Genomic DNA, 21,953 nt, shown 5'->3' with positions numbered 1-21,953 from the left:
ACGGACTAAGTGCAAATGAGAGTTGAGGCTGGAACATGATATTCACCCTTCCGACGTGATACTGAAAGTATACAAGAAAAAAGGCACAGCGCCCTCAAAATATTGAGGGTCTGTGCCTTTATATCTAACGGACTTTTTCAGTGGCCTCCATAGCTGCTCGGCTGTTTTTGCGATATGAATTAAACATATTTTTGTTGAAAAGCTGCAATATTTGCGTATTCCTCTGTTAATAAACGAGAAACTCGGATGTAGATCCGCATGAGCTCGGCATAAATTTCGGCATTTTGTTTATTGGGCAAATGAAAATGCGAACCTCCTACCATATCCGCAACGACGTCCAGTGAATCCACCTCGCCCAAGCTGTATAACCCCAGAATAACCGCGCCAAGACAAGAGCTTTCAATACTCTCAGGCACATGCAATTCTTGATCAAATATGTCAGCCATCATCTGGCGCCAAAGCTCTGACCTCGCAAACCCTCCTGTTGCTTGAATTTGAGTAGGTTTGCCTGTCAATTCTTCAAGTGCCATGAGTACGCTATATAAATTATAAATGACTCCTTCTAACGCTGCGCGAACTAAATGCTCTTTCTTATGATGAAGTCCCAGCCCAAAATATGAACCACGCGCATTCGCATCCCAAAGCGGAGCACGTTCGCCTGACAAATAAGGATGGAAAATAAGACCCTCAGAACCCGGTTTCGCCTTCGCAGCGAGCTCCGTTAGCAGCTCATAGGGATCGATACCTCTTTCTTTAGCCGTAATAACTTCTTCCGTACCGATCTGATCGCGAACCCAGCGAAAAATCATTCCTCCGTTATTCACTGGTCCCCCGATAACCCAGTGCTTCTCAGTTAAAGCATAGCAAAAAATACGGCCCTTCGGATCAGTTACAGGCTTGTCCGTTACCGCTCGTATAGCACCGCTCGTACCGATTGTAACGGCAACTACGCCAGGCTTAATCGCATTGACACCCAAATTGGAGAGTACGCCATCACTAGCGCCTACTATAAATGGTGTGTTTGGCTGCAAATTCATCAGCTTCGCAAACTGCTCTTCCAACCCCTCCAGCTTATACGTTGTCGGCACAAGCTCCGAAAGCCGATCTGCCGTAACGCCAGCAACACGAAGCGCTTCCTCATCCCATTGCAAATTGTTCAAATGGAACAGGCCTGTTGCTGATGCAATCGAATAATCGATGACATAACGTCCGAACAGCTTGAAGAAAACGTACTCTTTTATCGAAATAAATTTGTATGTACGATCGAATAACTCCTTATGATCATGACGCAGCCAGGTAAGCTTGGATAACGGAGACATCGGATGAATGGGAGTGCCTGTACGCAAATAGATTTCATGGCCATTCCATTCATTTTTAATTTTATTCGTCCATTCGATACTCCGATTGTCTGCCCAAGTTATGCACCTTGATATTGGCGTCCCTTGTTGATCCACAGCGATCACGCTATGCATTGCCGAACTGAATGAAACACATAAAATATCTTCTTGCTGCACGTTGCTTTTCGCAACAGCTTGACCAATAGTGCCTAACACAGCATTAAAAATTTCATCCGGGTCCTGCTCCGCAATAGCTGGCGAAGGAGAATGCAGCGGATATTCAATACCATGGCTTGCGACTATGACACCTTTGGCCGTAAAGAGTACTGCCTTCGTGCTTGTCGTTCCTATATCAACACCGATAACATATTTTGTACTCATCCTTGTACCTCCGCATACAATTGCCAAAACAACATCTGGCTTTATAATCGTTTACCCTGTAATTGCTACAATATCGTTATTACAGCAATTATTCAACCCGTTTCTATACGAATGAACTGCATGTGATCGATAGATTGAGAAGTAATAATTGTTTTATTCAGCGATTCTCTCTCGTAAAAATAGAACAAAAAAGAACCTGAATGCGAGATTACTGCACTCAGGTTCTTCTTTTCATTTCGCTTCCAGTTATGAAAACTTTAAAGTAAACCGTTAGCCTCCGCTTCCAGACGAAGACGTTTATATTTCTCTGCATATTTGCTCACGCTGTGTACGACGGTTGCATGCGACCAAGTTAGCGGCGCTACTGATAGCGGCGTTCCGTCGTAAGGATTAAGCTGCTCCGGCAGCAATCCGCTTTGCAGTGCATGATCAGATACCCATTGCAGCGTACTGCGCGGGCTTTCCAGCTCTTGAAGCGTTTTGGCGGAATCAATCTCAAAGTTAGCTACCCATAGCGTACAAATAATCCAAGGGTTTCCTGGAACCTTGTCAATTTCACCTGTTTGCTGGAAATAATAATCGTTCGTGTAACGGGCGATGCCTCCGATATGGGTTTTGACCTGCAGCCCTTCCTTAATCGCATGCATCGTCTGCACGACACGATAATCATCAACAGGAAGCACGCCAAATTCCAGAACGCCGAACAAGCTGCTCTCGAGCGTCATATCCTTCACCCAGCGATTATCCTTCTGAATAAGTCCTCTGGCGAATCGACCGGTTTCTTCATCCCACAAATTAGTTACAATGCCATGTTTAATTGTTTCTGCTGTGCTTTTGTAAAGATCGCTGCGCTCATAATCGCCAAATAGATCTGTGAAAAACGATGCAGCCATTAAACCGCCATATACAGATGCGGCGGTATACGTCCAGATGCCGTAGCGCTCCTCCCACAAGTCATAGCTCGGTTTCGGCAGTGACAAGGAAGGCTCCATGTACGAGGTCAAAAAAGTAGCAGCCTTGCGAATCAGGTTGCTATATAAGGACTGCGGCAGCTCAATCACTTGATTCCGCGAGTAATCCTTCCACAATGCGAATAACACGAGTGCGGTTTCATCCTCTTGTATAGGCAATCTTCTGCTGCCCTGTACGATATACGGATGCCAGCTTGAGCCTACTGTTCCATCTGGATTGTATTTGTGATACAAATACCCTTCAGGGGACAAAGCCTGTGCACAAAAATGGAAAAAAGGAGCTATTACACTCTGATACCCTGCCATAGACATCGCATCTGCAATAAGAGCGCCGTCACGCGGCCACATATAGCTGTAATGGTCTCGATTGTATTGCAGGATATCCGTATCGTTGGCAGCTAATATAGCGCCTCTTTCATCCACCTGTGTTCTTACGAGAAGCAAGCTTTGTTTGAACATCTTCACCACATCATGCGGCAGATCACCAAGATCTGATTCTGCTCGGCGAAGCCAGTGCTTCCAGTAAATAACCATCCGGCTAAGCAGCTTCTCCGGATGATTCTCCTGAACATACTGGTTTAGCTCTTTGACTTCCTCAAGATTTTGGCCGATTGACATCCAATAATAAATGGTTTTTTCGCTGTTTGGAGCAACGACTGTTCGGAAGCTGATCGTGCTGTCAACGGAACCCTGGGCAATCGAATTGCCCATAAGCACGCCGTCCTCCGCGTCACGCCATGTTCCTTCAGCGGACTGGAACCTCTTGATTCCTGTAGAATACTGCGTCATGCCGCCTTCATCTGAGAAACCGTTGAACATAAAGTAATTATTGCGTTTGTAGTGATACAGCGTGTGATTTTCAGGATAATAAACAGCGGTATCTCCAACCTCTGTCCCGTCGATCATCAAGTCCTGATGGAAAAACAAGCGTACTTCTTTTGTATCATTCGTTTTATTACGAATGACTACCCGTTTGATATAAATGCATTCCCGCTGATGAATCCCGTCGTTCATATAAAGCTCGATGCCTAAACCATCGTGCTTAGCCGTAATATTCGTAACCAAAGAATCCTCAATATAATCTAGATCAAACTTCCATCCCGGCTCATCCAGCCAGCTAAAGGCACCTTCTACCCATACGCCTAAGCGGCAATATTGTCCGCCTACGTGATTTAACTGCCCAACGAATGGATAATAAATATCCCGAATAAAACAATGTTGATCCAAATTAAGGAGCATCTTACCGTTGCCGATTACAAGATGACGGGCCATGATTCTTCGTTCTCCTTTCGATGCGCTAAAAGTTGTGAGTAAACGGATATATAGGCTTTGGCAGACCGATTCCAGCTGTAATCCTCGTTGCTGCCATTACTCACGATTTGCTTCCAGACTTCCTGATTACGATAAAGAGCCAGCGCTCTGCGCACGGTATTCATATAGTCGTGCGCATTGTAATTCGTAAAGCTGAAGCCGTTACCTTCGCCAGTATATTCGTTATAGGCTTGTACCGTGTCCTTTAGTCCTCCTGTCTCGCGGACAATCGGGACGGAACGATAGCGCAGCGCAAGAAGTTGACTCAAGCCGCATGGCTCGAATTGCGAAGGCATGGCGAACATGTCCGAGCCTGCATAAATTCGGCGCGCTAGTCTATCATCATAACCGATCCATACAGCAACCTTACCCGGATGACGAGAAGCGGCATCATTGAAAAATTGCTCATATTGCCAATCACCCGCACCTAATATTACAAATTGCACGTCTTCTTGGAGCAGTTCTTCAAATGTTGCCGTGATTAAATCAAAGCCCTTTTGCTCCACCAATCTTGAAACGATTCCGATAAGCGGTATATCTTCGGACTGATGGAGCCCTAGCTCACGCTGGAGCTCCACTTTATTTTTTCTTTTGCGATTCAAGGCATTTCGGAAAGGAATGGCAATAGCTTCGTCATTCATCGGATCAAACAGCTCATCATCAATGCCATTCACAATCCCGATTAAATCGCCTGAACGATACCGGAGCAGAGAATCCAGCCTCTCGCCGAAATAATCGGTTTGAATTTCTTGAGCATACGTACCGCTCACAGTCGTCAGCTTGTCGGCATACACGAGGCCGCCTTTCATACAGCTGCCTGCTCCATGAAATTCCAAGCTGTCCTCCAGAAACATATCATCACCGGCTCCAAGCAAATCCTTCAGGAGATCAATTCCAAATAAACCTTGATATTTTAAATTGTGAATCGTAAATACGGATTTGGTATACGCCCAAGCCGGATCATAATAATATCTTGTCTTTAGGAGAAACGGAATGAGTCCCGTTTGCCAATCGTGGCAATGAACGATATCTGGATGGAATTCCATATACCGTACCGCTTCCATCACAGCAAAGCAGAAGAATACAAACCTTTCCGCATCATCCCCGTAACCATAAAGCCCATCTCTTTTAAAATAAAACTCGTTATCGATTAAATAATAAGTAATGCCGTCAAACTCCGCTCTAAGCAAACCGCAATATTGATTGCGCCAGCCAAACGACACGTTAAAATGAGTAACAAGCTCAAACTGCCCGATAAGTGCAGCAGGAATTTGTGCATATTTCGGCAATACGACTCTGGTATCAACGCCCCGCTTATTCAGCGCCTTGGGGAGCGCCCCTGCAACGTCGGCGAGACCGCCAGTCTTCGCAAGCGGTACAGCTTCTGAGGTTGCGAACAAAATGTTCATAGGATTCTCCTTTCTCATGGACGCCGCATCAGCAATGCATGAACCCAACTGGAATCTGATTTTATTTTCCGATCGTGGTAAATTGCATTTTTTCGCGGCAAATAAAAGCTTGAATTGGATGACCGTAATGATTGCTTATATTAAATAATTTTCCGTTTTCCTGCTAAGAATGGCGAGCTTGCCGCTCCCCTAATATCACGATCCGCTTCAACGCGAACGTCTTTGTCCAAAATACTGTGCTGTAAAAAGCTATTTTCTCCGATAACGCCATTTTGCATAACGATGCTATTGCTTACGATAGCGCCCTTCTGTACATGTACGCCGCGGAAAATTATGCTGTTCACTACGGTACCCTCAATACGGCAGCCGTTTGCAATTAACGAATTCGTAACTTTGGAATTACCCAAATACCGGGCAGGAGGCTCATCCTTAACCTTCGTAAATATGGAACCCGGCTGATAAAATAGTTCCTTCCAAACATCCGGATCTAATAAATTCATATTATTGCGATAATAGCTGCTAAGCGTATTAACTACACCCAAATATCCCTCATACATATACCCATATACATTAAGCTGATTCAGCCTAGAGAATATCGCGTGGCGAACCAGATGATCCTGGCCTTGAGCAAGCGAGGTCTCTACTAGTTCCATCAGCAGCTCTTTGCGCATAACGTACATTTCCATAGAATTGATGTCACTAGACATCCGGCCATAGTGATCCTGAATGGCGGTGATTCTGCCTTCGTCATTCAACTTCACTTTACGAGCTTTGCCCATTAATATATCAGCCTGCTGCTTACACACAACGGTGATGTCAGCTTCCCGCTCCAAATGAAAATCGATAACCTTCTCGAAATCGATATTGCAAACCATGTGGCTGCGTGTAATGACAACATAGTCGAGTGATGACCGATTAAAATAATCACGCTGTTGATAGAAATGGTACAAATCTCCACGGCTAATTTCTTGAATGTCGTCAGTTGCTGGCGGGAGCACAAATAATCCGCTTTGACGATGCTGCAAATCCCAATGTTTTCCTGAACCCAAATGATCCATAAGTGAGCGGTATTTCGTATGCGCAAAAACGGCAACCTTGGAGATTCCGGAGTTAACCATGCTCGACAGTACAAAATCAATCAATCGATATCTCGCGCCAAAGGGGACAGTTGCAAGGCAGCGGCTTTGTGTTAAATGTTCCAGCTCGTCAGTTTCATGAATTAAATTGATGACGCCCATGACTTTATGCTTCATGAGTGCTCCACCTCCTGCAGCAAATGTTCGTTCGTCACATATTGATCCACTGCTATAACGGTAATGGCATCATCATCTGGGCTTCCAATCGTTACACCCGCTTGAATGACGGCTCCTTCGCCAATAATCGCTCTATAAATGCGTGCGCCTTCACCTATTCTTACATTAGGCATGACGACTGATTCCGTAATGACTGTGTTTTGGGCTGCTTTAACGCCGTAGAACAATACCGAGCGATCAACAACCCCTTCAATCATGCACCCTTCTGTTATTAAAGAAGAAGAAACCTGTGCACTTGCGCCAATATGTTGTGCTGGCTGATTTGGATTTACCGAATAAATGCGCCAATCGGCATCGGCAAGCTCAAGCGGTGGCTCATCAGCAAGTAAATCCATATTCGCTTCCCATAAACTCTCGATTGTACCAACATCTTTCCAATAGCCCTTAAACGGATATGAATGCAGCCGTTTCCCGTCTCTCATCATGGCTGGAATAAGATCCTTGCCAAAATCGTGACTGGAGCTGCGGCTTGCTTCATCATAAATCAAATACTTTTGGAGCTCAGACCATGTGAAAATATATACGCCCATGGAAGCGATGTTGCTAGTCGGGTTTTTCGGTTTTTCCTCAAAAGCCGTAATTCGATCCTCATCATCGATGTGCATAACACCAAAACGGCTTGCTTCTTTCCAATCTACCTCTATCCCGGCAATCGTCACGTCTGCTCCTGAACGCTTATGATGCTGGAGCATTAAATCATAATCCATTTTGTAAATGTGGTCTCCTGAAATGATAAGTACATACTCAGGATTGTAAGGTTCAATAAAGGACATATTTTGATAAATTGCATTTGCCGTGCCTTTATACCATACGCCGCCTTTTTGTTTCATAAATGGCGGCAAAATGGTCATGCCGCCATCACGGCGGTCAAGTCCCCATGGACTGCCAATGCCAAGATAACGATTGAGCTCCAGCGGTTGATATTGCGTTAGTACGCCCACAGTGTCAATTCCCGAGTGTGCGCAATTGCTTAACGTAAAATCAATTATTCTGTATTTACCGCCAAAATAGACTGCAGGCTTAGCTAAATCCTTTGTTAGCACGCCCAGCCTTTTCCCTTCGCCTCCTGCAAGCAGCATAGCGATCATTTCTTTTCGGCCCATGGACACCAACTCCCTCTCAAATTGTGTTCCCCGGATCTAAGCTGAAGATCTGGAATGTCAGGGGGGGTAAGTGAAGCGTAATGCTTTGATTGTGACCGTGCCAAGCGACGTTTTCACTGGTGTAGCCTTGTTGTGCCTGTGTTACCGTTCCGCCATATGGCTTCTCATTGCTATTTATTAAAGAGCTGTAGAAACCTGGCTCTGGAACACCAATACGGAACTGTTTATAATCGTTCCTAGAAAAATTAGCAATAACAACGGAGAAATCAGTATTTCCACGGCGGATAAAGGATATGACAGATTGTGCTGCATTATGAACATCAATCCATTCGAAGCAATCCGCCTGGCTGTCTCTCTCCCATAATGAAGGCTGATCAGTATAGATATGATTAAGAGCTTTCACATAATGGTGCATGCTGCGATGCAGATCATATTCGAGCAGCATCCAATCCAGCATATCGGCGTCCTTCCATTCATCGAACTGCCCCCATTCACTGCCCATAAACAACAGCTTTTTACCAGGATGCGTAATCCAATAGCCGTAGAACAAACGTAATTGTGCGAATTTCTCTTCGTAGCTTCCAGGCATTTTGTTTAGCAGAGAACGTTTGCCGTGAACAACTTCGTCGTGCGATAGAGGCAATACATAGTTTTCCGAAAAAGCATAAAGGAGTGAAAATGTAATGAGATGGTGATGATGCGAACGTTCAGCCGGATCCAGTGCCATATAACGCAGCATATCGTTCATCCAGCCCATATTCCATTTAAAATTAAATCCGAGGCCGCCTTTGTAGGTTGGTGATGTAACAGCTGGCCATGCGGAAGAATCTTCTGCGAGCATCAAAGTATCGGGGTAATAATGAAACACAGTTTCATTAAGCTTCTTAAGGAAGCGGAGAGCATCTAGGTTGTCTGGGCCGCCTAGGTAGTTGTATGTATGCATTTCCGGCGGTTTGTCCATGTGTAAATTGATCATGCTAGCGACAGCATCAACACGCAACCCATCAATGTGAAATAAGTCCATCCAGTAAATGGCATTTGAAATAAGAAAGCTGACAACTTCTTTTTTCTCGAAATCGAAGGCAAGCGTCCCCCAGAGCGGCTTCTCCGCTCGATTGGGATCTGCTCCTTCAAAAATAGGTGTACCGTCAAAAAGTCGCAACCCATGATCATCTTTGCAGAAATGACCGGGAACCCAATCCAAAATAACACCGAGTCCATGTTGATGGCATTTATCTACAAATCGCATCAGCTGCTTCGGAGATCCGTATCGACTCGTCGCTGCATAAAAGCCCGTAATCTGATAGCCCCAAGATTGATCTAGAGGATGCTCAGACAGCGGCATAAGCTCGATATGCGTATAACCCATTTCAGCTGTATACGGGATCAAGTCATCTGCTAATTCCTCGTACGTGTAATAATCCTCTTTGCCTTTAATTTTCCACGAACCTGCATGCACCTCATAAATGAGCAGCGGATTCGTGTATGGAGGAAGCTCGCGCTTCTTCTCCTGCCACTTTGCATCATCCCATTTGTAGCCGTCTAAATCCGATACAATGGATGCCGTTCCTGGCCGCCGCTCTGCAAAAAAAGCGTACGGATCAGCTTTTCTAATGATTTTGCCTTCTATGGTTACAATCTCATACTTGTATAATTCGCCTTCACCAATGCCAGGGACAAACAAGCTGTAAACGCCAGTCGTTCCGATTCTTACCATTGCATGACGATTGCCAATCCATTTATTGAATTTGCCAATAACCCGAACCTCAGCTGCGTTTGGTGCCCAAACCGTAAATCGAACACCTTTTTTACCATCCAATTGAACACGGTGCGCACCCATAAAACGGTAGCTGTGATAAGAACTTCCTTCGTTGAATAAATAGAGATCCTTCATGGATAATCCGATAGGCGCCGTTTGAACCATTCTTGGTTTCACCCCCTGTTGGATGATTAATTACAAGTACTTTAATCATCTAAACACGAATCACTTTATCCACATTATACATGGTTTTGAAAAAAAACACAGTCGTTTTCATAGATTTCGACAATAATAATTAATCTGTGTTAGATTACGTAACATCAATCTTTTTCAGGACTCAGCGTTCGCTGTATGTAATAATGTTTAGCACAAAAACCTTTCGTTTTTGAGAGTTGAGTACATTTAATCCATTTGCAATTTGTAACTTGTTTCACTCTGCGCGGTCTTACAATGGAAGGATCACCGTGACGCAGCAAACGTTGATGGTGCATTGCACATAAATCTTTGGCTTTGATCGGCTTTGTACAGTTTTCTATGATGCAATGGTTCATATTCTGTCTCCCCTGTGTGTTAGCCTGCTGCTCTTTTTTTCCACTTGAGGCTGTCTGCTTTCATATTATCGGGAAACCGAATGAGAATAAAGCCTGCTGGCGGAGTGTTACAGGTGATTTTGATTCAACTTATGACTATTTGCACCATAAAGGTATCGTTTCAGCGATCAAGTTTAATTAATTAAACTTATGAAACACTTTTGAAACATAATACGAAATGCCAAATTCATTGACTTGTTTGTTTAGAACGACTATTTTATACTTTTATTTGATTATAGGGTCGTGGAATGGGTTTAAGAGGAGTGTTTCGTATTGTCGGTTTACAATCATATTTTTCAAATCATGAATCAGCCTATGCTGCTAATGAGTCAAAATGAAATAGAGGTGCGCATAGAGGACGCGAACCAAGCTTTCCTTAGGTTATGCGGTTATACGCTAAAAGAGCTGCAATCCAAAAAAAGCAGCTATTTGCTTCATAAATACAAGATCAACATTTCAAGGCAAGTGATGAGAAGCGAAGTTAATATTTACACCAAATCGAAACGAAAAATCTCTGTACGCATTGACCTGCAGCCTTTGCCAAGGAGCATTGATAATAAACTTCTTTATGCCTTCATTATATTCGAAGATCTATCACCATACAATTGGATTGAACAGCAAGCAGAAAGAAATAAAGTGTTGATCAGCGGAATTATTGATAGACATCATCATGTGCGTTTTCTAAGAGACAGGCTTGCTCCCTTTCAAATTGAGCCTAACCAGCAAATGCAGGACGAAACCCTGCTGCAATTTATTGCGGAAACGGATCATGGTAAAATTTTAAAAATAATACAAGAGGCTCACCTGCAAAAAAAAGAGCGGAGTATTACGATTAAGACAAGCAAGCTAAGCGGGATCGAGTTTGAGTTGTCCGTTTCGTTTACACCTATTATTGACGGATTTGGCGACGTGCTTGAGTTTGCATTCGTCATCTGGGATCTGCGTCCTGTCGATGATTGTATCGAAGCTTCGATGAAACTGCGCATATGGATGGCCAAAAGAGATATAACCGTCGGTTATCTATCCTCATCAACCGGTATTTCCATTCAAACCATTTCCAAGCTCCGCAACGGGAAAATATTGAAGCCCCAAAGACTTACAGCAGAGCTGATAGCTTCGGAGCTTCAAGTGGATGTTCATGATATTTGGTCAGAGATTAGAAAATAAGGTTATCTGATGAACGGCGTGAGCTCTCCCGTATGGAAAATATGGAGCTCATGCATCGCTCTCGTACACGCCGTGTAAAACAGCTTTCTTTCGCTTTCGCGTGAATAGATCTCATTGCTAGCATTGCTAATGACAACTGCATCAAACTCGACGCCCTTGGCTAAATAAGTAGGAATCACAATAATTCCTTTTTCAAACGTAACGGTTTCCTTTTCTACAAGGCGGAGCTTAGGAAAGTATGGCTGCAAAGACGCATGCATGCGTTTGCTTTCTTCCGCCGTTTTACATATGACCGCAATCGATTGATAACCGCCCAGCAGCAGCTGATTCATTCGTTCCTGCATTCCCTCTATGAGCTGCATTTCGCTATCTGCTTTAGTGATTGTTGGTTCAGCGCCATCTCGGTTGAAGGCCTCAATTTGATCACCGCCTTCAATCATCCGACTCGTGAATGACACAATCGGCTTCGTCGAGCGATAGCTTCTTGTTAAAATGATCTTCTCTGTCTCCTCCTCGCTATACAGCTCTGATAACGGCTCGAAGCCATTACCTGTTACAGCGTGAGCAAATATGGACTGATTGAGATCACCCAGCACGGTCATTTTGCAGTTGGGAAAAATACGTTTTAAATAGTGATATTGAAAAGGTGAATAGTCCTGCGCTTCATCAATAAATAAATGTTTAACCAATGTATTCGTTTGAAATCCTTCAAGCTTTTCTTTTAAATATAAATACGGAGTAGCATCCTCATAATAAATCTCTTTCTGATTGAGCTTTGCAATCGTTTGCTCACTAATTTCATTCCATTTTTCAGGCAATTGATGATCGCTGTTTTTAAATCGCTCCAACATATTCGCATTATCCTCGAATAGTCTCTTATAAATCGCCGGCACATCCAAAAACAATAATTGCTTCACTCGTCTGCGCAGCTTCTTGAATTTTTTCTGCACAACCATCGCGGCTAAATAATCACGTTCAGCGTCAAAATCGTCAAATGTGTTTCCTGCAAAATGTTTTTTCCGTTCCAGATCTTCAAACGCCTTCGCATACGCCTCTTGATCCAGAAGCTCGATCTGTTCCTGAACCCAGTCCTGATCCCGTTCCTCGCGGCTTAACCGCGTCAGCTCTTTCAGTATCCATTCCGCCGTAAGGCGTATCCGGTTTCCAATGGAAGACGAACGCTCCAAACTGTAAAATTGCTCCGAAATTGCTGCTGCAGAAATCAATTTTCGTCCCATAAACGTAATTGCTTTAAAAGCTAGCCCCTCTTGACCAAGCTCGGCTGCATAGTGATCAATCAAATGCATGAACGAATTGCTTGATTTATAAGTAATTCCAGCTATTCTCGCATCATAGCCTTGTTCATTAACCGCTGCGAGCGTATATTCCATTTGTGAGAATGGGTCCTCTAGGRCAAACGTTTGTCCTAGCCTGTGCTCGAGATATTGCTGATAGGTCGTTTGCTGCATATTTTGCTCGCCAAGCTCGGGCAATACGGTCGCCACATAACTGTTGAACATTGGGTTTGGTGAGAATAAAACGATTTGGTTCGCATTTAACCAGCCGCGATACCGATAAAGCAAATAGGCCACTCGTTGAAGCGCGGCTGACGTTTTTCCGCTGCCCGCAGCTCCTTGAACGATAAGAAGCCTTGCGCGCTCGTTGCGAATGATGCGATTTTGCTCGCGTTGAATCGTTGCTACAATGCTTTTCATTTGGGCATCTGACTGCTTGCCTAACACTTCCTGAAGCAGCTCATCCCCGATTGTGACACCTGTGTCGAACATACTGCGAATTTCAGCATCACGTATAATAAATTGACGCTTAAGCGACATTTCGCCCTCAATCGAGCCGCTTGGCGTTTCGTACTGCACAGGACCCGGGCCATAATCGTAATAAAGACTCGACACGGGAGCACGCCAGTCATAGATAAGGTATTCATATCCGCTTTCATCCAGCAAGGAGCCTACACCTAAATAAATCGGCTCTGATTTGGACTGCCCCTCCTCCTGAAGATCAATTCGACCGAAGTATGGAGAATGCTCAAGCTTATAAAGTGTTTTAAGCTGTTCCTCAGCATGGCGATGGCTTCTTTCACGCTCTGAGAGTACCTCTGCTTGCTGCTTCATGCTGGCATGCGACTCTGCTGATTCCGCCGCATCTTCAAAATTTAGTGTTACATCATCCCAAAAATTACGTCGAAAATCAACGATATCCTCGCGTATGCCGCCAAGCTGATTGTTGAATTGTTCTATCCGAGTGCGGATGAGATCCGTCACGTCAATGACACGCTGCTGCTCTTGTTCCAATTGTTCGTTAGAATTAGTCACTTTACCACTCCTTAACTATTAGTAAGGTTAACCAAGTCTTTGGCATACCATGTTTTAAAACGTAACATCCATTTTACCATCTTCTGCCGCCTAAATGAAACAACAATCAAAAGTTATTGCTCCGCTCCTAAGAAGCGTTTATAATGACAAAGGCAGAAAAACAACTCAGAAGTCTTATCAGTCAAGCAATTCGCGGTTCGAAAACTCCCGCGTTATCAAAACTAGGAGGTAACAAGCAACATGTTTAATTTATGGTTTGGCGCGATCTTCATGCTCGTGCATTTTTCGTTATTTCTTCTTTCGTATCGTTTTTTTGGCCGGGTAGGCATTTACGCTTGGATAGGAATGGCTACCGTGTTAGCCAACATTCAAGTCGTCAAAACAATCGATATCCATGCCTTCGGCATGATTATTGCTATAACGCTTGGCAATACGATGTACGGAACTATCTACTTGGCGTCAGATCTTCTTAATGAAAAGTATGGCGAAAAAGCGGCCAAAAGAGCCGTTTGGTTCGGATTCTTCACGCTTATTACTTCGACCATTATTATGCAGATGGCGCTTCTTTTTAATCCGTTAAATGAAGAATTTCCTCTGCAGGTTCAAGGTGCTATGGAAACGTTATTCGGACTAATGCCAAGAATTGCACTAGCAAGCTTATGCGCATATTTTGTGAGCCAATTTTTGGACGTCAAAATTTACTCCACTTTAAAACGTTTATGTCCGGCTCCAAATCAGCTCTGGATTCGTAATAATGGGAGTACTATGGTAAGTCAGCTAGTCGATACGTTCATATTTTGCACCATTGCTTTTGCAGGCGCACCAGGCTATAGCAGCAAGCTTTGGCTCTCTATTTTCTTATCGACTTATGTCATCAAATTTATCGTATCCCTTTGTTCGACACCATTCTTATATGCTGCAAGAAACTTTACCTTTAAAGAAGAAAAGGAAAGTCTTCCGGGCTGATGCCATCTGGACAAGCTCGTAACTTATGATTCATATAAGGTTGTAAAAGCGGGATGCCAACTGCCAGGCATCCCGCTTTCCTATTTGCTCACTATGATGTAAACCCAATATCGTCAATCATTACTTTTCCTGGTCCACTTACAAAACGAAACGTAATTCGGCTAATCTCATCCGCTTTTATCGCTAATTCGTCTGAGCTGAACAGCTCAAGCGGCAGCGTGTAGGTTTGAAATATGGGCTCCGAAGATTCTTTATATTTCTCATCCTTAATTCGCTCCTCCAGCCAAGGAAAAGCCATAAAGGCAGTATACGTTGGCGGCGCCACAGGCATCACTTTATCTAAGCCTAGCTCTATACTCTCGCCTTCAGTCGTCGTAAGCTCAATCTCTATGACCGGCAGCGGCGGCGGTTCAGAGAGTTCTAATTCGTTATGAGCAGCATCCGCTTTGTCTTTATCCTCTACAGCGATCAAATCACGTTCAAGATTTGCCATCGAAAATACAAGATTGCCCTCCGTTATTTCTGCGGCTTGATCAATCGTTTTTGGCGATAATTCCAAAGCATATTCCGCCCCAGGCTCCGACCATTCCAGCTCGATTCCTTTTGTACCTTTGTTTTTGCCATCGCGGTCTTCAGCTGATGCGATGCTCCAATCGATCATTCCAGCAACACTCGCCTTGCCGCCATTCTTCAGCGCTGTTTTTTGCTTGCCATCATCATACCTAGCAATCTCTGTAAAATCGGACGATTCAAACCGATTGGTATACGCTGTATTTGGGAGCCAATCAAGTCCAGACCGATAATCTTCAAAAAGCTGCTTATAGCTGTTTTCTCCTAGCAAAGTAGCTTGCAAAAATGCGGATACATACACTTTGGAAACTTGACGCTGGTCCTCAGCCGCAAGCAGCTCCTTACGACTCAAAAACAGGCCTCCCGGCGGACGCTCATCCATTCTCCCCCAGTCAGAATTAAATTGACTGTGATTAGCATCCGCGATATAAAGAGCTGCCTTAAACTTATCTGTTGACTCTTGGAACTTCGTTCTGCTGTACTGTCGATCACCGTAAAAATTGTTTACATCCGCATCTCGCGCCCCTTGAAGCGTCAAGTAATTTACATCGGTCAGCTGAGCCGATTTATTATCGACTTGCTTATCTGTTGGTGCAATTGCCACAACAGACTCGATTACAACATCATTTAAGCTCTCTAATGTTTTGTCGTCTTTAAACCAGCGATCCGCATCAGAAGCCATAGCTACTGCTTGGCCCCCGCGGGAATGACCAATTAATGCAACCCTGCTTATGTCAACTTTTCCGGTAAAAGGATTGCCGACTTCTTCGTTCAACTGTTTAATTTGCTGCAAATGCTTAAGAAGTACCCAAGCGCGTACTTTCATATCATTATTAGGTATACCAGACCAAACGGAATAGTTTAAAAAATTCTCATCTACTGAAATGGCTATTATGCCTTGGCTAGCAAGCAGCTCCCCCAAATAGCCATAACCCCCATCAGAGAAATCCTCCATCAAATGATTGCCATGTACGATAAGTGCAATTGGATATGGTCCTTCACCCTCCGGCATCCAGACACGCCCATTTAAAGGCAGAGCATGCTCGTCAAATCCCCAAAATTTTGTTTTCAGTTTTGACCATTCTGTAATATAAGCTGAAGCATCAACTGCCGTAGATCGAACATCAACCTCTTTGCCAAAAATGACTCTATGCTTATCCAGCCCGCTTCCATAAGTGAAAGCCTGAAATACAAACTTCCCATTCTCAGCTGGATCAGGCGCATTTATTGTATTGCGAATGGAATCGCTGTCCAGCGCGACGTCAGCCGTTTGAGACATAGCTGCAGTTCCTGGCCAATAAACAAACAGATAGCTGATCGCTGCAACAGAAGCTGCTCCCACCATAATCAAAAATTTGCTCCGTCGCTTTATTTTTAACTTTAAGAGGATACCGAGCAAACAGCCCGCAGCAGCCCCTAGTATGGTAAAAGCTAACGCAATGATAATCGACATGAGTATGCCAAGCTCTGCATAATACAAAATCAGATAAGCCTCTATCGAAGCGTATGTCCATACAGCCGCAAGTCTGCGTGGTATTGGTAAATACAACATTGAATATATAAATGATAGCAAGTTCGCTGCTAGACTCATAGCAACGATATTCAAAATTAAAAAAAGTAAAATATCAATAGCCGTACCAAGTCCAGTCGGCATGCCAAGCGCGGCTGCCGTCATCGCTAGTGACGCAAATAGAGCTGAGCTTCCTGTAGCAATTCTCGCTATATAATGATCTCGTTCATTTCTAAGCTCGAATCGATTTTTTAACCAAGCCATTATTTTTTTCCATCTTTTTGGCTCAGGAGGCTGCTGCAGCTGAAACTGCGGCTCTTGCAATACTAATTCCATAAATCCCCCTCAACAGTAATCCAGTTTCGGCTATTACGCTTCTCGATATGGACAGGCACTCCAAAAAAATCACTCATAAGTGCGGATGTCAGCACCTCAGAAGTGTCATTTGCTGCAAACACCTTCCCCTTCTTAATTAAAAGCGTTTTTGCAAAGCAAGGCAATATCTCTTCCACGTGATGGGTCACGTAAATAATGGTAGGAGCATTCTGCTCGCCTGCCACAGCAGCTATCATTTGGAGCAGCTGCTCGCGTGCAAATACATCAAGGCCTGTACACGGCTCATCCAGTATTAACAGCTTCGGAGAAGCCATCAGCGCTCTTGCGATCAACACTCGCTGCTTCTCTCCTTGTGACAGCGTGTTGTATGTTCGCTCCATTAAAGCTGTACAGCCAAGTGTTCTCATTAATTCTTCTGCTTGGATCATGTCAGCAGAATCGGTTTGATCATATAGTCCAATGGTTGCAAATTTGCCGCTAAGAACAATTTTCAGAGCAGTCTCAGAGCCATATAGCTTTTGCTGCAATGAAGTACTAACCCAACCAATGCTTTTTCTCAGCTCGCGTAAATCAAATTCACCGAATTTTTTCCCAAGTACAGCCATACTGCCCTCAGATGGCCAAATGTAGCCGTTAATCATATTCAGCAATGTTGTTTTGCCAGAACCGTTCAGTCCAAGCAAACACCAATGCTCACCTTCGTTTACTTTCCAGCTTATTTGTTCCAAAATTTTATTGTTATCTTGTTCCCACGAAACGTTATGAATGTCTATGATCATGATTAACTCTCCCATCTGTTGACTTTTAAGTATGCTATAAATTTGACTTGGCATATAATATCGACCATTATAATAATACAACGATTCTCGCTTATGTCGAAACCGTTCCAGCTAATAATCACATATATATAATTGTTATATCAGGAGTGATCTGCGTATGAAAACGAATCAACTAAAGCAATGGGCTCATTTTTTTCTGACTTATAAATTTGCGCTCGATGCTGTAGAAACAAAACTTAACATTCTAAATGAAGAATTTCAATTTATTCATGATTACAATCCGATCGAGCATATGAAGACCAGAATCAAAGCGCCAGAGAGCGTCATGCAGAAGCTTCAGCGCAAAGGGCTCCCTATCACTCTTGAGGATGCCAAAGAGCATATTCGGGATATTGCTGGTGTGCGCGTAATCTGTTCCTTCTCTACCGATATTTATCAAATCGTCGACATGATTAGCAAGCAAAGCGACGTGCGCGTCGTTGAGCTCAAGGATTATGTCATCAACCCGAAGCCAAATGGTTATCAGAGCATTCATTTGCTTATTGAGATACCGGTCTTCCTTACCGATCGAACTGAAAATGTGCTTGTAGAAATTCAAATTCGAACGATTGCCATGGATTTCTGGGCAAGTCTCGAGCATAAGATCTATTATAAATTCAATGAGCAAATTCCGCTACATATACAACAGCAGCTCAAAGGCTCTGCCGATATGATTCATCTCCTGGATCGGGAGATGCTTGCTTTGAATGTGGAAGTACAAAAGCACCGTGAGCAAGCTCTAAAATAAAAAAAGCTCCATCCCGATTTACCGGGAAGGAGCTTTTTTTTATTCGGTTAGGTGATCGCGTAATAAAAAGGCATGATAATTAAATTTAACATTAATGCAATTGCTCCGATCGCCATAGACCAACCGCCTAGTCCGCGTGCGCCTTGTCGGTATGCTATAAAGCCAAGTACGACTGATGTTGCACCAATGAGTACAGGCCATAGAAACCAAGACGCAATTGCAAACACAAGTGATACCCATCCAAGAGCATTACCTCCGGACTCGGCATCTGCCCGCTCTTCTCTCTCCACATAACGGTCTTCTCTGCGCTCTGTATGAACCGCTGGATTGGTGATTGCAAAATCAGCAGCCATTTCTTCATTTACATCAATCAAGCGATCCGTCCCCACAACTGGATGGCTTGTTCGTTCCGATCGATCTCGATCATCCAACAATTGTTTATAATCGTCTTCATATTTACCCATCGACCTTCACTCCTTTGGTTTAAAGGTAAGGCAGCATGTTGACTTTGATTGTTCAGCTTGATCTTGATGAAATAGTCCGAGGTCATCCGCAGCAAATTCTTCTTTAAAATTGGCGCCTGCATGTTGATCGATTTCGATGTTGATTTCACTAGCTCCACAATTATTGCCTTCTTTCCAGAAGTTGCAGTTAGCGACACTACAAGACACGCCTTTTGGCATAAAAAAATCACCTCCACTATCAAGTTTCCCTGACCGGAGGTGATTCATTCTGCCTTATTTTTGTCCTTGCATACGACGCTGAGTCATGTAATCATTTTCGTAATACGCTAATTCATCACGCAGTTCTTCAAAAACCTTGGAAACACTAAGTACGATACCACGAGAATCACGATTCGGTTTAAAGCGGAAACGAATCGCATCTTGGCCAGTATAAGCATAACGGCCATCTTCAGAATAACATTCGTTCTTCGGATAGAAAAACGCGCTTACGCATTGATGGTAAACCTCATACAGCACGCGTTCCGCATAATCTGTATCAAAATTGGGCCGTCTGAGCAATACTCCCAGCTTTTCAACCGAGACTTCAGAAAAGACCAATAAATGTCTCAAATCGGATAAAAGGCCTTTGTAAAAAGTATGTGCTTCTTCTCCATCATCTTCGCCGGTTAATTGGGGCAAGGAATTGTTATTCAGAAACGGTTCCAGTTGGCTTAACGCATCCTTTAGCTTTGTGCGAGTTGATTCCGTTAGTGCTTTGACGTTGGCAGTTGGCATATAGGTAGTTCCCCTTTCATAATCCAAACACACGTAAAAACTACAATCATCACTATCGTACCACAAATTACATTTAAGTGGTACTGGCGATTCACGCTTTCGTTCGCATATTTTAAGCCTTGGAATCCGAACCTATAGATTAGACTTAGCTCTAATTTAGAACGATCAATGGAGGGTTTCAGGCATGCATAGAAAATGGATTGGTGGCCTTACAATTTTAGCCTTAGCTGCTCTGCTTATACCAATGACGCCGATATTTGCCCCTAAAGACGTCAAAAAACCGCCGCAAACGTCTAGTTTTTCTGCAAAACGCGAGCATACGCTCAAAATTGCTGCGTTGCAATCCGATATGAAAGCGACAGCGATGCTTTGCTCCACGGAGTGCTCCAAAGATTTTCAGAAGCTGATGAGCTCCAGTATGGGATCAAAAAACGAAGCTGATCAACAAATCAAGCATATGATGCATGAGCATGCGCACATGGCTTATATTAGCTGGATTTCGGGCAATCGCAGCGTTGATCGAGGAGCCCTCCCACAAACAGAAGATCAGAAAGTCAAATCTTATGTTTCTGAAGCAAAATCACAAGTTAGCAAAGGGGCCAAGTTTGAATCCCCTTCTTTCACAGCCAAAAATGGCAGCCGTTATATGGTGCTGGGTGTGCCAGACTCCAAGCATAGTGGAATCGGTGTGGTCGGTGTCATCAAACAAGATATTTTGAAATCCGTAGAACATCATCAAATGCGCAACCTTAGACTTGTACCTTACCCGGCTGAAGGAAATTACAAAATCGAATCCGTGAAACCAAACTCAACGATCGATACGACTGTTCGTACTGGCGAGGATAACGGTAATGCCAGTCATTATCATGTTCGTGACGTCGTTGTACATTTCGTTAAGCCTCTTTCGGGCAGCGAGCTTGAACAGGTAAAACGTGATATAAATGCGGAGTGGGTTAAACAAGTCGGAGATACTTTTATTTTCCGCTCAAGAAATATTGAAACGGATCAGCTAGTCCGTTATTTCAAGCAAACGTGGAATACCGAATATACAGAACCACATTATTTGTATATGACAAATGAGAGCTCAGCCGCAATCGTTCCAAACGACGCTTTGTACTCAGAGTACCAATGGAATTTGCCATCAATTGAGACGGAAAAGGGCTGGAGTTTATCTAAAGGCAGTGACAAGGTTATTATTGCTGTGCTTGATACCGGCGTGCAAAGCAATCACCCGGATTTGAAGGGAAAGCTTGCTGAAGGCAAAAATATTGTAGACGAAAATGCGGCTCCCGATGATGATGTTGGCCACGGAACCCATGTATCTGGCATCATTGGCGCTACCGTTAACAATAATGAAGGTGTTGCCGGTTTATCATGGTATAACAAAATTATGCCTGTTAAAGTATTGGACAGCAGCGGTGCAGGCTCCACTTATTCCGTTGCTCAAGGTATTATTTGGGCCGTCGATCATGGAGCCAAGGTCATTAATATGAGCTTAGGCAACTATGCGCAGGCAGATTTTCTTCATGACGCGATTAAATACGCTTATGACCATGACGTCATCATGATTGCAGCCAGCGGTAACGATAATACGGATCGACCGGGTTATCCTGCCGCATATCCGGAAGTATTCGCTGTTGCGGCTACCAACAGTAGCAAAGAAAAAGCTTCATTTTCCAACTATGGCGATTATATAGACGTTGCAGCACCTGGCGACAGCATTGCGAGCACCTATCCTGGCAGTCAATATGCAGCATTGTCCGGCACATCTATGGCAAGTCCCCATGTCGCGGCATTGGCAGGATTGATTCGGTCCATTAATCCTGAGCTATCCAACGTTGAGGTTATGGAAATTATGAGAAAATCAGCTATAGATTTAGGCGCCAAAGGAAAAGACGATTATTTTGGCTATGGAGAAATCGATGTTGATAAAGCACTGCAAGCTGCTTCAAAATACGGTGGAGCGCTGCAAACTTATCCCGATCAGGTAAAAAGAAGGCTTGATCGGATTATGAATAAGTACGGGAAGTAATTCAGCAAACACAATAAAGCACCCATCGCATGCGATGGGTGCTCTTTGTTTGTAAGTGTAAGGT

Annotated in this window: 16 protein-coding genes; 4 read left to right on the top strand and 12 right to left on the bottom strand. The window is 43.8% G+C overall.

Translation table 11 applies throughout. The features are described from left to right. Positions 1 to 179: 179 nt before the first annotated feature. The 6 genes from gntK to glgB all read right to left on the bottom strand — a co-directional run bounded on the left by gntK (position 180) and on the right by glgB (position 9,749). A complete protein-coding gene (gene gntK, locus AC1DPK_RS19610; protein ID WP_477511386.1) occupies positions 180 to 1,718 on the bottom strand; it encodes a gluconokinase in 1,539 nt (512 codons plus the stop codon). A 257-nt stretch (positions 1,719 to 1,975) separates the two neighbouring features. Continuing rightward, positions 1,976 to 3,961, bottom strand: coding sequence for a glycoside hydrolase family 15 protein (locus AC1DPK_RS19605; RefSeq protein ID WP_339203406.1), 1,986 nt, complete (start codon positions 3,959 to 3,961; stop codon positions 1,976 to 1,978). Continuing rightward, positions 3,943 to 5,409 carry a glycogen synthase GlgA gene (glgA, locus tag AC1DPK_RS19600; RefSeq protein WP_477511385.1) on the bottom strand — a complete coding sequence of 489 codons (1,467 nt, stop codon included), beginning with the start codon at positions 5,407 to 5,409 and terminating at the stop codon, positions 3,943 to 3,945. Before glgA ends, AC1DPK_RS19605 begins: the two co-directional genes overlap by 19 nt. 140 nt (positions 5,410 to 5,549) lie before the next feature. After that, the gene (glgD, locus tag AC1DPK_RS19595; RefSeq protein WP_076266918.1) at positions 5,550 to 6,662 is read right to left on the bottom strand and encodes a glucose-1-phosphate adenylyltransferase subunit GlgD; all 1,113 of its coding nucleotides are present in this window, start codon (positions 6,660 to 6,662) and stop codon (positions 5,550 to 5,552) included. Continuing rightward, on the bottom strand, positions 6,659 to 7,825 hold the full coding sequence (locus tag AC1DPK_RS19590; RefSeq protein ID WP_477511384.1) for a glucose-1-phosphate adenylyltransferase: 1,167 nt from the start codon (positions 7,823 to 7,825) through the stop codon (positions 6,659 to 6,661). The genes glgD and AC1DPK_RS19590 overlap by 4 nt, the downstream gene beginning before the upstream one ends. A 16-nt stretch (positions 7,826 to 7,841) precedes the next feature. After that, positions 7,842 to 9,749, bottom strand: coding sequence for a 1,4-alpha-glucan branching protein GlgB (glgB, locus tag AC1DPK_RS19585; RefSeq protein WP_477511383.1), 1,908 nt, complete (start codon positions 9,747 to 9,749; stop codon positions 7,842 to 7,844). Between the two features lie 698 nt (positions 9,750 to 10,447). Here glgB and AC1DPK_RS19580 point away from each other — a divergent pair. Continuing rightward, positions 10,448 to 11,341, top strand: coding sequence for a PAS domain-containing protein (locus tag AC1DPK_RS19580; RefSeq protein ID WP_441886082.1), 894 nt, complete (start codon positions 10,448 to 10,450; stop codon positions 11,339 to 11,341). 2 nt (positions 11,342 to 11,343) lie between these two features. Here the strand turns inward: AC1DPK_RS19580 and helD are convergent, their stop codons facing one another. Further along, complete coding sequence (gene helD / locus AC1DPK_RS19575) at positions 11,344 to 13,671, bottom strand: RNA polymerase recycling motor HelD (RefSeq protein ID WP_477511382.1); 2,328 nt, start codon at positions 13,669 to 13,671, stop codon at positions 11,344 to 11,346. Positions 13,672 to 13,911: 240 nt separating this feature from the next. On the opposite strand from helD, the gene AC1DPK_RS19570 reads away from it, so the two are divergent. Beyond that, positions 13,912 to 14,637, top strand: a complete 726-nt coding sequence (locus tag AC1DPK_RS19570; RefSeq protein ID WP_339203415.1) for a queuosine precursor transporter — start codon at positions 13,912 to 13,914, stop codon at positions 14,635 to 14,637. Between the two features lie 91 nt (positions 14,638 to 14,728). On the opposite strand, the gene AC1DPK_RS19565 is transcribed toward AC1DPK_RS19570, so the two are convergent. Both AC1DPK_RS19565 and AC1DPK_RS19560 read right to left on the bottom strand, forming a co-directional pair. Continuing rightward, positions 14,729 to 17,053 carry an alpha/beta hydrolase gene (locus AC1DPK_RS19565; protein ID WP_477511381.1) on the bottom strand — a complete coding sequence of 775 codons (2,325 nt, stop codon included), beginning with the start codon at positions 17,051 to 17,053 and terminating at the stop codon, positions 14,729 to 14,731. After that, the gene (locus AC1DPK_RS19560) at positions 17,044 to 17,832 is read right to left on the bottom strand and encodes an ABC transporter ATP-binding protein (protein WP_477511380.1); all 789 of its coding nucleotides are present in this window, start codon (positions 17,830 to 17,832) and stop codon (positions 17,044 to 17,046) included. Before AC1DPK_RS19560 ends, AC1DPK_RS19565 begins: the two co-directional genes overlap by 10 nt. A 157-nt stretch (positions 17,833 to 17,989) precedes the next feature. Here AC1DPK_RS19560 and AC1DPK_RS19555 point away from each other — a divergent pair, with 157 nt between their 5' ends. Beyond that, the gene (locus tag AC1DPK_RS19555; RefSeq protein WP_076266910.1) at positions 17,990 to 18,619 is read left to right on the top strand and encodes a GTP pyrophosphokinase; all 630 of its coding nucleotides are present in this window, start codon (positions 17,990 to 17,992) and stop codon (positions 18,617 to 18,619) included. A gap of 47 nt (positions 18,620 to 18,666) precedes the next feature. Here the strand turns inward: AC1DPK_RS19555 and AC1DPK_RS19550 are convergent, their stop codons facing one another. Genes AC1DPK_RS19550 through AC1DPK_RS19540 form a run of 3 tightly spaced genes read right to left on the bottom strand, consistent with a single transcriptional unit; the run spans position 18,667 to position 19,857 of the window. After that, positions 18,667 to 19,083, bottom strand: a complete 417-nt coding sequence (locus AC1DPK_RS19550) for a DUF4190 domain-containing protein (RefSeq protein WP_477511379.1) — start codon at positions 19,081 to 19,083, stop codon at positions 18,667 to 18,669. 6 nt (positions 19,084 to 19,089) lie between these two features. Continuing rightward, positions 19,090 to 19,302 carry a DUF1540 domain-containing protein gene (locus AC1DPK_RS19545; RefSeq protein WP_076266909.1) on the bottom strand — a complete coding sequence of 71 codons (213 nt, stop codon included), beginning with the start codon at positions 19,300 to 19,302 and terminating at the stop codon, positions 19,090 to 19,092. Between the two features lie 54 nt (positions 19,303 to 19,356). Beyond that, positions 19,357 to 19,857, bottom strand: a complete 501-nt coding sequence (locus tag AC1DPK_RS19540; protein ID WP_076266908.1) for a YpuI family protein — start codon at positions 19,855 to 19,857, stop codon at positions 19,357 to 19,359. A 184-nt stretch (positions 19,858 to 20,041) separates the two neighbouring features. Here AC1DPK_RS19540 and AC1DPK_RS19535 point away from each other — a divergent pair, with 184 nt between their 5' ends. Next, positions 20,042 to 21,889 (top strand): S8 family peptidase, encoded by a 1,848-nt coding sequence (locus tag AC1DPK_RS19535; RefSeq protein WP_477511378.1) that lies wholly within the window; start codon positions 20,042 to 20,044, stop codon positions 21,887 to 21,889. Positions 21,890 to 21,953 lie beyond the last annotated feature (64 nt).

The sequence above is a fragment of the Paenibacillus sp. 01T424 genome (assembly GCF_056398745.1).
The sequence above is the reverse complement of the archived record's forward strand: the minus strand, read 5'-3'. Positions and strand labels throughout refer to the sequence as shown.

What these genes read in the sequence shown, in the direction of transcription:
- AC1DPK_RS19535 (WP_477511378.1), top strand. Translation starts at nt 20,042, where the DNA reads ATGCATAGAAAATGGATTGGTGGCCTTACAATTTTAGCCTTAGCTGCT.
- glgA (WP_477511385.1), bottom strand. Translation starts at nt 5,409, where the DNA reads ATGAACATTTTGTTCGCAACCTCAGAAGCTGTACCGCTTGCGAAGACT.
- AC1DPK_RS19570 (WP_339203415.1), top strand. Translation starts at nt 13,912, where the DNA reads ATGTTTAATTTATGGTTTGGCGCGATCTTCATGCTCGTGCATTTTTCG.
- AC1DPK_RS19545 (WP_076266909.1), bottom strand. Translation starts at nt 19,302, where the DNA reads ATGCCAAAAGGCGTGTCTTGTAGTGTCGCTAACTGCAACTTCTGGAAA.
- AC1DPK_RS19540 (WP_076266908.1), bottom strand. Translation starts at nt 19,857, where the DNA reads ATGCCAACTGCCAACGTCAAAGCACTAACGGAATCAACTCGCACAAAG.
- glgD (WP_076266918.1), bottom strand. Translation starts at nt 6,662, where the DNA reads ATGAAGCATAAAGTCATGGGCGTCATCAATTTAATTCATGAAACTGAC.
- AC1DPK_RS19590 (WP_477511384.1), bottom strand. Translation starts at nt 7,825, where the DNA reads ATGGGCCGAAAAGAAATGATCGCTATGCTGCTTGCAGGAGGCGAAGGG.
- gntK (WP_477511386.1), bottom strand. Translation starts at nt 1,718, where the DNA reads ATGAGTACAAAATATGTTATCGGTGTTGATATAGGAACGACAAGCACG.
- AC1DPK_RS19565 (WP_477511381.1), bottom strand. Translation starts at nt 17,053, where the DNA reads ATGGAATTAGTATTGCAAGAGCCGCAGTTTCAGCTGCAGCAGCCTCCT.
- AC1DPK_RS19555 (WP_076266910.1), top strand. Translation starts at nt 17,990, where the DNA reads ATGAAAACGAATCAACTAAAGCAATGGGCTCATTTTTTTCTGACTTAT.
- AC1DPK_RS19605 (WP_339203406.1), bottom strand. Translation starts at nt 3,961, where the DNA reads ATGGCCCGTCATCTTGTAATCGGCAACGGTAAGATGCTCCTTAATTTG.
- AC1DPK_RS19560 (WP_477511380.1), bottom strand. Translation starts at nt 17,832, where the DNA reads ATGATCATAGACATTCATAACGTTTCGTGGGAACAAGATAACAATAAA.
- glgB (WP_477511383.1), bottom strand. Translation starts at nt 9,749, where the DNA reads ATGGTTCAAACGGCGCCTATCGGATTATCCATGAAGGATCTCTATTTA.
- AC1DPK_RS19550 (WP_477511379.1), bottom strand. Translation starts at nt 19,083, where the DNA reads ATGGGTAAATATGAAGACGATTATAAACAATTGTTGGATGATCGAGAT.